This window comes from Providencia sp. Je.9.19 (genome assembly GCF_051129765.1).
GTDB lineage: Bacteria > Pseudomonadota > Gammaproteobacteria > Enterobacterales > Enterobacteriaceae > Providencia.
This window is the reverse complement of the sequence record NZ_JBCPSS010000001.1, coordinates 1619760-1633131: the sequence shown is the minus strand read 5'-3', so window position 1 is coordinate 1633131 and position 13372 is coordinate 1619760. Positions and strand designations below refer to the sequence as shown.

Annotated in this window: 11 protein-coding genes; 6 read left to right on the top strand and 5 right to left on the bottom strand. The window is 36.2% G+C overall.

Features of this window, described 5'->3' with window-relative positions:
* Positions 1 to 54 precede the first annotated feature (54 nt).
* Positions 55 to 942: a helix-turn-helix domain-containing protein gene (locus AAZR93_RS07470; RefSeq protein ID WP_294103101.1), complete on the bottom strand. Its 888-nt coding sequence runs from the start codon at positions 940 to 942 to the stop codon at positions 55 to 57.
* A 935-nt stretch (positions 943 to 1877) separates the two neighbouring features.
* Here AAZR93_RS07470 and AAZR93_RS07465 point away from each other — a divergent pair.
* Positions 1878 to 2132, top strand: coding sequence for a helix-turn-helix domain-containing protein (locus tag AAZR93_RS07465; RefSeq protein WP_294103103.1), 255 nt, complete (start codon positions 1878 to 1880; stop codon positions 2130 to 2132).
* Between the two features lie 222 nt (positions 2133 to 2354).
* Here the strand turns inward: AAZR93_RS07465 and AAZR93_RS07460 are convergent, their stop codons facing one another.
* Entirely contained in the window at positions 2355 to 3350 is a 996-nt protein-coding gene (locus tag AAZR93_RS07460; RefSeq protein ID WP_434719398.1) for a hypothetical protein, read from the bottom strand.
* A 308-nt stretch (positions 3351 to 3658) separates the two neighbouring features.
* Positions 3659 to 4498, bottom strand: coding sequence for a MurR/RpiR family transcriptional regulator (locus AAZR93_RS07455; protein WP_294103108.1), 840 nt, complete (start codon positions 4496 to 4498; stop codon positions 3659 to 3661).
* Between the two features lie 367 nt (positions 4499 to 4865).
* Here AAZR93_RS07455 and AAZR93_RS07450 point away from each other — a divergent pair, with 367 nt between their 5' ends.
* The 5 genes from AAZR93_RS07450 to AAZR93_RS07430 all read left to right on the top strand — a co-directional run bounded on the left by AAZR93_RS07450 (position 4866) and on the right by AAZR93_RS07430 (position 12319).
* Positions 4866 to 6377: a CoA-acylating methylmalonate-semialdehyde dehydrogenase gene (locus AAZR93_RS07450; protein WP_434719397.1), complete on the top strand. Its 1512-nt coding sequence runs from the start codon at positions 4866 to 4868 to the stop codon at positions 6375 to 6377.
* A gap of 12 nt (positions 6378 to 6389) precedes the next feature.
* Positions 6390 to 8327 carry a 3D-(3,5/4)-trihydroxycyclohexane-1,2-dione acylhydrolase (decyclizing) gene (gene iolD, locus AAZR93_RS07445; RefSeq protein ID WP_434719396.1) on the top strand — a complete coding sequence of 646 codons (1938 nt, stop codon included), beginning with the start codon at positions 6390 to 6392 and terminating at the stop codon, positions 8325 to 8327.
* A 650-nt stretch (positions 8328 to 8977) separates the two neighbouring features.
* Positions 8978 to 9964: an inositol 2-dehydrogenase gene (gene iolG / locus AAZR93_RS07440; protein WP_434719395.1), complete on the top strand. Its 987-nt coding sequence runs from the start codon at positions 8978 to 8980 to the stop codon at positions 9962 to 9964.
* Between the two features lie 443 nt (positions 9965 to 10407).
* A complete protein-coding gene (locus AAZR93_RS07435) occupies positions 10408 to 11814 on the top strand; it encodes a sugar porter family MFS transporter (protein ID WP_434719394.1) in 1407 nt (468 codons plus the stop codon).
* A gap of 76 nt (positions 11815 to 11890) precedes the next feature.
* Positions 11891 to 12319: a PTS sugar transporter subunit IIA gene (locus AAZR93_RS07430; protein ID WP_294103120.1), complete on the top strand. Its 429-nt coding sequence runs from the start codon at positions 11891 to 11893 to the stop codon at positions 12317 to 12319.
* A 55-nt stretch (positions 12320 to 12374) separates the two neighbouring features.
* Here the strand turns inward: AAZR93_RS07430 and AAZR93_RS07425 are convergent, their stop codons facing one another.
* Positions 12375 to 12659, bottom strand: a complete 285-nt coding sequence (locus tag AAZR93_RS07425; RefSeq protein ID WP_434719393.1) for a helix-turn-helix domain-containing protein — start codon at positions 12657 to 12659, stop codon at positions 12375 to 12377.
* Positions 12652 to 12972 carry a type II toxin-antitoxin system RelE/ParE family toxin gene (locus AAZR93_RS07420; RefSeq protein WP_434719392.1) on the bottom strand — a complete coding sequence of 107 codons (321 nt, stop codon included), beginning with the start codon at positions 12970 to 12972 and terminating at the stop codon, positions 12652 to 12654. The genes AAZR93_RS07425 and AAZR93_RS07420 overlap by 8 nt, the downstream gene beginning before the upstream one ends.
* Between the last annotated feature and the right edge of the window lie 400 nt (positions 12973 to 13372).

The window sequence follows — 13372 nt, the reverse complement described above, 5'->3', positions numbered from 1 at the left end:
GTATAAGCTGACTATAGTTAGCGAGTCGAAGGATCGACTGGCTAACTAGTTTGATTATTCAGCGATGACAGGTATGTAATAATTTAATTCTTTAATATAACTATGTGAATTATCAATGAATTCATTATAGGTTGGTTTAGAATTCAACACATAATGTTCAATGTCTGCTCCTTCGCCACGAGCAATATCCATTTCAGCTAATACTTTTCCGTAAACCGTATAAATAATATCATTGTAATTAATACCTTTAAGGCTCCCTATAAATTTGATTTTGAGGTAGTTCCCTTGTGGTAATTTTAAACTTTTTGTTTGAGGCGTAACGATATCAACTTCGTTCTCATCAAAAGCTGTTGAATATAAAAAGCGACCTTCTTCAGTAGCAGAAGCATCAATTCCATGTATAGCGTAGAGATTTTTTGTAACGTACTTATTTTTATCAAGAAAATTTCGCCAATAGCTTTTTCTTAATTCTTGCGTATTAAGATTCCACTCATTAATGTTTTGTACATAACGATGAGTAGTACCTAGAAGGTTGATAGCAGGCAAATGAACAAGTTTAACTTCTGCTTGTAGCTCTTTACTTTCTCTTAATGGCAAACAAAAGCCTTCTACCTTCCATCCTGTACGCTTTCTATATTCTGATGGTGTGATATTAAACTGTTTTTTGAATGCGCGGCAGAATGTTTGCTGAGAGTCAAAGCGGTATCTCAACGAGATGTCCATGATGCTGTCATTTGTGAGACGCAGTGCGACAGCTGAGCATGATAGACGTCTAGCTCGAATATAAGAGCCTAAGGCTAGGCCTGTTTGATTTTTAAACAGGCGCTGGAAGTGCCATTTAGTATATCCAGATTTATCAGCGACTGTATCTAAAGATAGCCGAGATTCTAAATTTTGCTCTATCCAGAGAATGATTTCCCTGATAACACTTTCTTGTAGCATGGTTGCCCTTTCTAGTCATTTTTACTTAAACTTGAAATATAGAGAGCCGAGTTATCGGTTGTTGGGATTGAATCTGATAAAAAATAATAGTTACCAGTAACAGAATAGCATAGCTACTGAGAATTTTTTTAAACAGATGTGAAGTTAAGTAAGTTTTACTCTTATTATTAAAGATAACGCTTCTCATGAGTAACATGGGATTGACTTTAGTTAGTACTTTCTGGTAGAAAAATCCTTCTAGGATTATTTTATGTGGGCTATTGTAGTGGTAGATAAGTTGATACGATGAAATTCTCCTTTTTTGTATGCTATGTTTTTGGTTGCCGTTATGACATTAAGTATTTAAATAACATATTGAAATAACAAATATTTTTCTTACGATGATAATTGAAGTGTATTATTGCAACTATTAATTATAAAAATATGACCAATAGTGATAGATGATTTAATTTTGTTGGGTAATATGTTTTTTAAATAGTAATTAAGAATTATCTAAGAATTAAAAAAATATGCTATTAAGCAGAAACCATTAGAAACTTGTAAATACAAATTGTGACGAATTATTGTAAAAACTAATACTTAATATTAGATAATTGATTTGTTACATCAATAGAATAAGCTAGACTTTATATTCTAGCAATTAATACGCCTTTAAGTTTTAATCAATAGTTGACTGTCTTAATTAGACTTAGGATATCGCCTAATTAATGTTTTTAAGTGACTTGCATCACTATTTTTAATTATTATTACATTGTATTTCATTTGATGTTAATCAATAGGTTATGAATTATTTTGATTGTTTCATTTTTAAAGTAGTCAAAATTGGACGTGATTTTCATCACATTTATTAATGTAGGTCAATTATTTGATTTAAATGTGGTGATAATTTACTCGCCGACAGTTCATGTTCAGTTATATTAATAATAGGAGTATCTATGCATAAAGATGAAATTGCAAAAATGCTAGGCATTAAAATCCGTAAGCAACGAGAAAGTCATAAGATGACACTAAAACAGACTGCACTGCTAATTGGGGTTTCAGAGGATGAAATGAATCGGTTTGAAAGTGGTGAAAGTTGTATTGATATAGATTCTTTATTCCAATTTGCATATTTATTTAATTTAGAGCCAACAGTATTTTTAACGAGTGTCGTCAATATCAATAGTGGTACGCGTAACACTATTCATTAAAGTATTATTTATTAAAGTACACTTTTTAAGTGCTATCGTTTTAAGCACCATTGATTAAAACACAGTTTATAAGTATTAAATGTAATATTGAATTACATAGGTATTGGGTTGTTTACATTAAAATTTTTAACAATAAAGAATGTGATGACGATAGATAACATTAAAAGGGGTAATTCAATGAGCCTAGGCTCTTACCCCTTTTGATGGTGATTATGCAATTCATTAGATAAACGCTTTGAGTTTTAGTTGCCCTAAAATATTTTCAGTTATCAGGTTGGTATTCATAAAATGCGTGGCTTTTCTTTGTTTAGTTTCACTTCGTAACTTTAAAACAAATTGGTCAAGCTGCTTGATCACTGCATCATCATCAGTAACTAGATGGTTTTTTTGTTCAGTGATTAAATTATTCTCAAACTGAAAGTTATGATTGCGTTGTTTTAATGATAGTCGGTCTGAAATATTTCCCGTATTGAAAAATAACTCAAATGAAATGAGTAACCCATATTCAGTACGTAAATTAATGATTAGTACGTCACCATCTTCCATTTTTGAAAAAGGATGAGAGTATTGGATAGACGCAGTGCTTAATGTAAAACTAGGCAGTAGTGTTAAAAGAAGTGATACTTTATCTGAAATTACTGCACGTAATGTATTGAACGGTATTCGATCATCGGGCTCAATTTTTCTATGAGCCGATAATCTCAATAAACCCGCCTCTGAATTTTTCTCTGATAACAACTCTAAATTTAAATCACAAAATTGCGTCTCAAAACTTATGGGATGGCTATGACTTATGTTGACACCGTTAAGTTTAGCTAATTTTAATAAGGTCGATAGCTCATCTTCGCAGTAGTTAGGAATATTATTAAGTAATATATCTTTACCTGCATCTACTGCTGTGTGGATCGTAAATTTTAATAATTCATCACTGTAAACAGATGTGATAATAACTGAACTAATTTCTTCATTATTAATGAGATTCTCAATCTTTCTTTTTTGGCACATAAAGTAAGATGCAGAGGGCATTGCTGAATCAATCTCACAAACAGCTTTGAGTTCGCAATGGTGAGAACTGTGGTTGATAGCTTGCATGTAACGGTGGTTATAAGCCGTGGAGCCGATTAAGCCAATTCCCACTCTATTTAATGAAACAAGAGAATGCTGTTCTTCAAGTAAACGAAGATGACCAAGTAAATAGAGGAAGTGAGTATTCATCATCGTCGTTCCCTATAATAAGCGTTATACTCAGAATTCACATAATCTCAACATAGCAGCATGAAACAATAATTTCATTTTATTGTTACGTTGAAATTTGTATTTTCTGACAGAACTCACAAATTAGATATAATAATAGAGAAAAACGATATTGTGGTTGTCACTATAAATTGTTATCACGATGTATGGTTAGGAGATACTAAAAATTTAAATAATGTTTGATATGAATGATTAAAATTAACATGAAAAAATTTAAAAAAATTACTCTGTCACAATGGAGGCGTTTGTAACAGAGTCTTTGGCGTTGATGGTTAAATTAATTTTTTACTGCCTTGGCGATATGCTAAGGCCACCGTCAGTGATTGCGCTAAACAAAGTGTTGCTGACTGGGAACGAAATGCATCAACTTGCGCTTCTTTAATGACAAAACACACATCGCTGAAACTGGCTAATGGACTAATTTGGCTATCGGTTATAACGATTTGCCGAGCTCCAGTTTGTGCTGCTTTTTCACTGACCATAATAGTTTCAGATGCGTAAGGTGTGAAACTAATAGAAATAACGACATCATTTTCACTAATACGATTTATTTGCTCTTTAAACATTCCACCGAGGCCATCAATTAATACTGGACGGCATTCAAGATGACTAAGCGCATAGCTTAAATAAGTGGCAACACTAAAGGAGCGGCGCAGGCCAATAATGTAAATATTTTGAGCCTCTGCCAGTAAAGATACTGCTTTTTCCATATCTTCAGGCGGTGTTCTCGCTGCCATTTGCTGTAATGCTTGAGCGTTTGAGTGAGCAAATTCTTTTAAAATTTGAGCAGGGTCATCACTCAATTCTTGGTCGCTATCCATCTCACGAAACAGTCTTGCTCTATCTGTATAGCTTGCAGTTTCTTCAACAAGATTCATTCGAAATAATTGTTTCATTTCATTAAAGCCACTGAAATCAAATGCATTGGCAAAACGAATTAAAGTTGAAGGAGGGACATTCGCCTCTTTAGCAATAACTGCAACGGTATCAAATGCGACACTGTTGGTATTATCTAACACGTATCTCGCCACTTGTTGTAGCCGTTTACTTAACTCATCATATCGGGAGCGAACTTGCTCCTGAAACTCATTTAAATTTGATGCTGTGGACATATAACCTCCGTGATTGGCCATTAATTGTAGTTGTTTTCTGCTGTTAGTCGAATCTTTTTGAAACAGTTAGTTCAAACAGATAAAATGACCTTTTCCGATGCCCTAAATAATTTAACTTTTGGGTAGTATAAATAATGCCGCAATTTTTATAAATAATGACTTGTAACGTGAATTAAGATGAGTATCTATGTGAATAAATGATTAAATGCAATTTTGAAACAAGAATCGTAATCTTGAATTGATAATTTCATAAAAGCTTTGTCTGGATCACATAAATTGAATGTTGTTTCAATTTTAGTTGAAAATGAAATGAATATTTCATATACCTTTACTAACAAGGTAACTCTATCAGCTAAAGAGAGGCAACATGAAACAGATTCAAAATTTCATTGGTGGCGAAATAGTATCCAGTAAAAGTGGACGTTTTGCGCCAGTGTATAACCCGGCGACGGGTGAGCAAATTGCACAAGTTGTACTAAGTAGCGCCGATGAAACTAAACAGGCAATAGAGATTGCACATAAAGCATTTTCTCAGTGGTCTAAACTATCTCCCCTAAGACGCTCTCGTATTCTGTTTAAATTCAAAGCATTACTTGAACTTAATATGGATAGCTTAGCGCGCCTTATTTCACAAGAGCATGGTAAAGTATTTTCTGATGCAGTGGGTGAAGTCACGCGTGGTCTTGAAGTTGTTGAATTTGCTTGCGGTATTCCTCATCTGCAAAAAGGTGAACATTCAGCCAACGTTGCAACAGGTGTTGATAGTCATTCACTGATGCAACCATTAGGTGTTTGCGTTGGTATTACTCCGTTTAACTTTCCTGCAATGGTACCAATGTGGATGTTCCCAGTTGCCTTAGCAACAGGTAATACTTTTATTTTGAAGCCTTCAGAAAAAGACCCTTCTTTGGCATTGGAACTCGCTAAATTATTGAAAGAAGCGGGTTTACCTGATGGCGTGTTTAATGTTGTTCAAGGGGATAAAGAGTCCGTTGATACATTACTCACAGCGCCAGAAGTTCAAGCTGTCAGTTTTGTTGGCTCGACTCCGATTGCTGAATATATATATTCTACTGCGTCTAAGCATGGTAAGCGTTGTCAAGCACTCGGTGGTGCAAAAAATCATTGCATATTGATGCCTGACGCAGATATGGACCAAGCAACAAATGCCATCATGGGCGCTGCGTTTGGCGCGGCAGGTGAGCGCTGTATGGCATTGTCAGTTGTTCTTGCTGTTGGTGATGAAACCGCAGATTCTTTAATTGCTAAACTCAAAAATCAAATTGCTAAAATGACGGTAGGCCCAGGTCTTACCGAAGGCAAAGAAAATGATATGGGACCCGTGATTTCAGCGCAACATAAAGCGAAGATTTGTGATTATATTACCAGTGGTGAGAAACAAGGTGCGAGCTTATTAGTTGATGGTCGTAGCTTCAAAGTTTCTGGTTTTGAAAATGGTTATTTTGTTGGCCCAACATTATTTGATAATGTCACCCCTGAAATGGATATTTATAAAGAAGAAATATTTGGTCCAGTACTCGCGATTGTTCGTGTACCTGATTTTGAAACAGGGCTAAAACTTATCAATCAACATGAGTATGGTAATGGAACTGCAATTTTTACTCGTGATGGTGAAACCGCGCGTGAGTTCCAAGAAAATGTGCTTGCAGGGATGGTTGGGATAAATATTCCGATCCCAGTACCAATGGCATTCCATAGCTTTGGTGGTTGGAAACGTTCTATTTTTGGCCCATTGAATGTCCATGGTAATGACGGTGTTCGTTTCTATACACGAATGAAAACAGTAACAAGTCGTTGGCCTGCTAGTGTTCGTTTAGAGCATCATGAAAGTAGTTTCACAATGCCAACTATGGAATAAATGGAGACCCTTATGAATAAGCAGAAAATGACCACAGCTCAAGCGTTGGTTAAATTTCTTAATCAGCAGTATGTTGAAGTCGATGGTGAACAGTATCCGTTTATTCAGGGGGTATTTACCATTTTTGGTCATGGTAACGTTGTTGGGTTAGGGCAGGCGCTTGAAGAAGCGCCGGGTCATTTACGTGTTTATCAAGGATGCAATGAGCAAGGTATGGCTCATATTGCTACCGGTTTTGCGAAGCAAAAAAAACGTAAACAGATTTTTGCTGTGACATCTTCGGTGGGACCTGGCGCAGCAAATATGATAACGGCTGCGGCGACAGCAACAGCTAATCGTATTCCATTATTACTATTACCGGGCGACACATTTGCCACCCGCCAACCTGATCCTGTTTTGCAGCAGGTCGAGCAATATGGTGATGGGACTATTAGTACTAATGATTGCTTTAGGCCTATCTCTCGTTATTGGGATAGAGTCTCTCGACCTGAACAGCTTATGGCAGCAATGATTAATGCTATGAGAGTACTGACTGATCCTGCGGATACTGGCGCGGTGACAATTTGTCTACCCCAAGATGTTCAAGGTGAGGCGTGGGATTACCCAGATTATTTTTTTGAAAAGCGAGTTCATCGTATTGAGCGACGTCCTGCTACCACGATCAGCCTGAATGAAGCTGTTAGTCTTATTCAAAGTCACAAAAGACCACTATTAGTTTGTGGTGGCGGTGTTCGTTATTCAGAAGCACATGATGTTTTTCTAGATTTTGCTCAGCGTTATTCGATACCTTTTGGGGAAACCCAAGCGGGTAAAAGTGCGATTGTGGCAAGTCATCCTCTGAATGTTGGGGGGATTGGGACTACCGGAGGACTCGCGGCAAACTTATTAGCTAAAGAAGCCGATCTGGTGATTGGCGTAGGGACTCGTTTTACTGACTTTACGACGGCGTCTAAATCATTATTTAGTCATCCCAATGTCAAGTTTTTGAATATTAACGTAGCAGAGTTCGATGCAGGCAAACTTGATGGATTAAAAGTTATCGCTGATGCTAAAGAGGCACTTTCGGCTATCGATAAGCTAATGCAAGGAAGTGGCTATCAAGCGCAGTGGGGCGAAGCTATTTCTAAAGCAAAACAGCAGTGGCAAACAGAATTAACGCGTTTATTTTCAATTCAATATAAACCATTGGATTTTGTACCTGAAGTTGCCGGACATCTTGATGACAAGTTGGAAGAATACAAGAATGTGTTAGGCACTGAGCTTACACAAACTCGCGTTTTAGGGCTTATTCAGCAAAATATGGAAGATAACGCCATTATTGTGGGTGCTGCGGGTTCGCTACCGGGGGATCTTCAGCGTATTTGGCTACCGAAACATCGTGATACTTATCATCTTGAGTACGGCTACTCTTGTATGGGTTATGAAATTGCGGCCGCAGTGGGTGCTAAAATTGCAGCGCCAACACAACCTGTTTATGCAATGGTCGGCGATGGTTCATATCTGATGCTACACAGCGAGTTACAAACTGCTATCCAAGAAAACCTTAAGATCACTATCTTATTATTTGATAATGCAGGGTTTGGTTGTATTAATAACCTGCAAATGAGCCAAGGTATGGGGAGTTTTGGTACCGAAAATCGTCATCGTAACCCACAAACGGGTTTAATGGATGGTCCATTAGTTAAAGTGGACTTTGCTAAGAATGCAGAAAGTTATGGATGTAAGAGCTATCGCGTGCATGATGAAACTCAATTAATCTCTGCTATTGAAGATGCAAAGCTGCAATTAGGCTGTGTGTTAATTGATATTAAAGTCTTACCTAAAACCATGACAAATGGCTATGAGGCATGGTGGCGAACGGGTACAGCTCAGGTTGCTAATAAACCTGAAATAGTCGCAGCTGCGGATAAAATTAAGCACATGGTGGATAATAACGTTCGCCTGTATTAGTCACGTTATTTTAGAAAATGAGTTTTAAGGGGAACTCGAAGGCAATTTGCCTTTGAGTATATTCCCTTGTCCTAAAGGTCGTGAGGTAGGGTAATGTCGGATTATTTGCATGGATTGCTTTCGGATATTATTTAATTTTAATTGGGTTAATTAATGCCGTTGTTTTATTTTTATCGCTCAGCTTTTGCTGAGCTTTTTTGTGCTTAATGATTTGATTAGCCGTTAATGTGAGATTTTTTTCTTACATTATTGCATTTCAATGACTAATTTATTGTAAATCAACTGGGTAAATGTAAACTGTTTCGAACTTTTTTATTTTTCTTTTGATCTAAAGCAGTCTTAAAACTATGCAGTAGTTGATTAAAATCGAAGAATAAATTGAAACGTTCATTTCAATTTGTTTCGTTTGTGATTGAAATCGTTTGTTTTTCGATAGGAAAAGGAGCCATTGCGCTTTTATACGTCTAATTGATTGAGTTTACATTATTGTTTTGTGATCTTAATAACACTAAAAATCCACTTTTAGATAACATTTGTTACCTAGCGCTCAAAAATATAATTTTCAAATAATTATAAATTGAAATGAATGTTTTATTTGGTATATTCCATACTATCCTAATAGTGGATTTAAAGTATCAAGGAGCATTTAAATGTTCAACATAGCACTATTTGGCGCAGGACGTATTGGACAGGTGCATGCTGTTAATATTGCCGGCCATAAAGAAACCACACTTTATTCTGTTATTGATCCATACCAACCAAATGCAGATGCGCTAGCTGAAAAGTATCAGGCAAAAATTCAATCAGTAGAAGAAGCAATGCAAGACCCGAATGTACACGGTGTTTTGATTGCATCTGCGACAGACACTCATGCGAATTTAATTGAATTGGCAGCAAAACATAAAAAAGTTATTTTTTGTGAGAAGCCTGTCCACTTAGATCTTGAACGTGTTAAGCAGTGTTTAAAAAGCGTTAAGGAACACAATGTTCCTCTATTTATTGGTTTTAATCGCCGCTACGACCCTCAATTCCGTCACCTTAAAAATTTATTCGAACAAGGCGCAATTGGTAAAGCTGAATCTTTAATTATCACTTCACGTGACCCATCACCACCACCTGCTGAATATGTGAAAGTTTCAGGGGGTATGTTTAGAGATATGACCATCCATGATTTTGATATGGCGCGCTTTATGATTGGTGAAGAGCCATGTTCTGTCTTTGCACAAGGTAGTAATGTCGTTGATCCTGCAATTGGTCAAGCTGGAGATATTGATACCGCATTTATAATTTTGAAATTCCCATCCGGTGCTATGGCAACGATTTCAAATAGTCGTCGCTCAGGTTATGGCTATGATCAACGTGTTGAGTTACATGGCGAAAAAGGATTATTAACGGCGGGAAATATCAAAGAAAATAGTGTGGAATTACTTAGCGAAGTTGGCTGTTTATCTGCAAAACCTGAATTCTTTTTCTTACAGCGTTACAACGAAGCTTATAAAGCAGAGTGGAATCACTTTGTTGATATTTTAGCTGGACGTGCTGAATCTGAAACAACCGGTACAGATGGTGAACTTGCTTTATATCTTGCAGATAAAGCTCTTGAGTCATTAAAGACAGGTAAAGAAGTCAAATTATAGTTTATATTTTTAATTGGATTAGACTTTTTAATCTAATTAGAGTCATGTTATGAACGAGGGATATTCTCTCGTTCATAACACAAGCCTGAATATATTAACTCTGTAATTTTAAGGAATAAAATTAACAGAGGCAATGCAGACCTTACACTTAATCTAAAATGATATAAATGATTTATACCTTGCTATAAGTCTAGGTTTTATATTATTTATTTAATTTCTATTTACCCTATTTAAGTGTATGCATTTGTTTTTATAAAGAATGAGTTAGTGCGCCATATTTTAATTATTCTTTATATCCGGCTTACAATTATCTTGATAATAATTCAATTAAAGTGCCAAAAACTTTTCATTATTTAATATTAAATACGTTCAATGAAATTTTAAATACTGAGAAAGATTTTTTTTGGCAGACATAGTGATTCAGATAATAAGGTAATAATAATATGTCATTAATAATGAATCTCAATGAGCAACAAAGAAAAAGATTGCATCAAATAACATTGGTTGCAACTTTTGGTGGATTACTTTTTGGTTATGATACCGGTGTTATCAATGGTGCATTTTCTTCATTGAAAGAAAACATGGGGCTAACGCCGACGACAGAAGGCTTAGTCATGAGTGTTCTGCTCGTTGGCGCAGCCTTGGGTAGTGTTTGTGGTGGGCGTATTGCTGACTTTGTTGGACGCCGAACCTACCTATTGTATCTCTCTTTTCTATTTTTGGTTGGTGCGTTTTTATCTGCTGCCGCGCCTAATATTGAAGTATTATTAATTGCTCGATTTTTACTCGGTTTTGCCGTAGGTGGCGCTTCGGTGACCGCACCTACATTTATTTCAGAAGTTGCTCCAACCGAGATGCGGGGAAAATTAACGGGACTAAATGAAGTTGCCATTGTTATTGGTCAGCTTGCCGCTTTCGCTATTAATGCTGTTATTGGCTTGATTTGGGGACATTTACCTGAAGTTTGGCGCTATATGTTATTGGTTCAAGCGATCCCTGCGCTGTGTTTACTATTTGGTATGTGGCGAGCACCAGAAAGCCCACGTTGGTTAATGAGCAAAAATCGCCGTGAAGAAGCATTAAAAATTCTGAAACAAATACGCCCTGAAAAAAGAGCAATTCAAGAGTATCAAGATATTGTTACGTTGCTAGATGTTGAAGCGGCAGAGTTGAAACGAAATCCGCATGCCCATAAGAAAAATTTAGCACTTATTTTTAATACACCGTGGATCTTAAAGCTCGTCTTAATTGGTATTGTGTGGGCGGCATTACAGCAAACCACGGGCGTTAACGTCATCATGTATTACGGAACTGAAATCCTAAAAACAGCGGGTTTTTCTGAACAAACTTCGTTGATTTTTAACGTATTGAACGGGGTGTTCTCAGTTGGTGGTATGGTGATTGGCGTACTTTTCTTAGTTGATCGTTTTAAACGTAAAACATTAATTGTAGGCGGTTTTGCTTTAATGGCATCACTGCATTTATTAATTGCTGCCACTGACTATTTCTTAACAGGTGATGTAAAAGCAACGTTGATTTGGTTATTGGGAGCCATCTTTGTGGGTGTAATGCAAGGTACTATGGGCTTCTTAACTTGGGTTGTCTTAGCTGAACTGTTCCCGTTGAAAATTCGAGGTCTATCTATGGGGATATCCGTATTTTTCATGTGGATAATGAATGCTATCGTGAGCTATTTATTCCCGGTGATGCAAGCTGAACTTGGCTTAGGTCCAGTATTCTTAATTTTCGCAATAATAAACTATTTGGCGATAATATTTGTTGTTAAGTTGCTGCCTGAGACCTCAAACAAGTCACTAGAACAGTTAGAAGAAGAATTATCATCAATGTAGCATTGTCATAAAGGTAGTATAGGGCAATTGCATTTGCGATATGAATACACCTAATTATCTATAAAGAGGGTTGTATATGATAGAACAACTAACGGCAAGTAACTTACATTTGGGTTGCCAAGCCAAAAACAAAGCCGAAGTATTGAAAATGGTCGGCCACGAGTTTAAGAATAAAGGTTATGTGGATCAAGATTGCGTTCATTTTCTCAATGAAAGAGAGTTGCAAATATCGACGTTTTTAGGTAATGGCATTACGCTGCCTCATCTACCGAAGTCTGCGAATGATATTATTCTTAAAACAGGCATTGAGATCTTTCAATTTCCCGATGGCGTTATTTGGGATAGAACGAATGTGATGTTTATTGCTATCGGTGTGATTGCAAAATCAAGAGAACATATTGATGTTCTTAGAGAAATAGCGTTGATTTTTAGTGATGAGTTTATTGCTAATGCGCTATCTATCACTTCAAGTGAGAAAGAGTTCCTCAGTATTTTACATCGCTAGATAGGTTATGACCATGAGCACCGATGTGGGGTGCTCATGGTTTTTTCATATGAGTTCATAGGATAATCTTAGGGTTTTTAACACCACAAGCAGCAGCATAGCGAGCTAATGTTTCTATTGTTGCTTTTTCAGCATTACGTTCAGTTCGAGATATTGCTGCGGGTGATATTCCGAGACGTGCCGCAACCTGAGAGCTGCTTAGACCTGCAGAACAGCGCCATGCTACTAATTGTTCACGAACACGTTCTGATCTTAATTGTTTTTCATAAAGAGTATTAATATCAGGATCAGATAAAATTTCTTCACGTGCACTTTCCCATGAAACTGATTTTTTACTCATCGTGTAGCATCTCCTCTAGTCGTTTAGCTGCATCAGATAACATTGATGAAGGCAACTTTACGGTACTTTTTGCGAAGATTTTTAGGATGAAAATTCGCTTACCTTTTCGATAAACATAAATAGCACGCCCTATATCCCCAGCTTTTGCTCTTAATTCAAAAAATCCGTCTTTAATTGGTTTTGTATTTGGCTCTCGAAGTGATATCGCATATATAGCGAGTTTATCAATTTGCCTAGTCATTTTAGCTTGTAATATTTTAGGTAATTCTTTTAACTCTTGTAATGCATCCTTGTGAATTTCAATCTCAAACATCAGCATCCCTCCGAATAAGTCACAATAGAGTAAAGCATAGTAACATTCAAGAGTTTAATTAACTTATAGGTTGAATTAATGTTTAAGTTAATAGTGTTTGTTTTAGATAAATACTATTAAAAATTATGTAAATATTGATAATTAACGTGCTAGTACCCTTGTTTAATATTCGTGTGTGATATTTGTTGACGCGAACATTCCATTTCTAGCTTAATTCATTTCATTTATATCGGTTTTATTCCATTTTTCATTTCATTCTGTATTTCATTGCTACAACTCCAATAATTAATTTCCTTATATATTAATCAATTAAACAAAAAATTAACGCCAGATCACAAAATGAAACTAATATTCCTTATTTTATTGAAAGTGAAATGAATATTCCGTATAACATTAGTAT

Excerpts from the sequence above, each read along its gene's own strand:
- AAZR93_RS07470 (WP_294103101.1), bottom strand. The coding sequence starts at position 942 with ATGCTACAAGAAAGTGTTATCAGGGAAATCATTCTCTGGATAGAGCAA.
- AAZR93_RS07465 (WP_294103103.1), top strand. The coding sequence starts at position 1,878 with ATGCATAAAGATGAAATTGCAAAAATGCTAGGCATTAAAATCCGTAAG.
- AAZR93_RS07460 (WP_434719398.1), bottom strand. The coding sequence starts at position 3,350 with ATGATGAATACTCACTTCCTCTATTTACTTGGTCATCTTCGTTTACTT.
- AAZR93_RS07455 (WP_294103108.1), bottom strand. The coding sequence starts at position 4,498 with ATGTCCACAGCATCAAATTTAAATGAGTTTCAGGAGCAAGTTCGCTCC.
- AAZR93_RS07450 (WP_434719397.1), top strand. The coding sequence starts at position 4,866 with ATGAAACAGATTCAAAATTTCATTGGTGGCGAAATAGTATCCAGTAAA.
- iolD (WP_434719396.1), top strand. The coding sequence starts at position 6,390 with ATGAATAAGCAGAAAATGACCACAGCTCAAGCGTTGGTTAAATTTCTT.
- iolG (WP_434719395.1), top strand. The coding sequence starts at position 8,978 with ATGTTCAACATAGCACTATTTGGCGCAGGACGTATTGGACAGGTGCAT.
- AAZR93_RS07435 (WP_434719394.1), top strand. The coding sequence starts at position 10,408 with ATGTCATTAATAATGAATCTCAATGAGCAACAAAGAAAAAGATTGCAT.
- AAZR93_RS07430 (WP_294103120.1), top strand. The coding sequence starts at position 11,891 with ATGATAGAACAACTAACGGCAAGTAACTTACATTTGGGTTGCCAAGCC.
- AAZR93_RS07425 (WP_434719393.1), bottom strand. The coding sequence starts at position 12,659 with ATGAGTAAAAAATCAGTTTCATGGGAAAGTGCACGTGAAGAAATTTTA.
- AAZR93_RS07420 (WP_434719392.1), bottom strand. The coding sequence starts at position 12,972 with ATGTTTGAGATTGAAATTCACAAGGATGCATTACAAGAGTTAAAAGAA.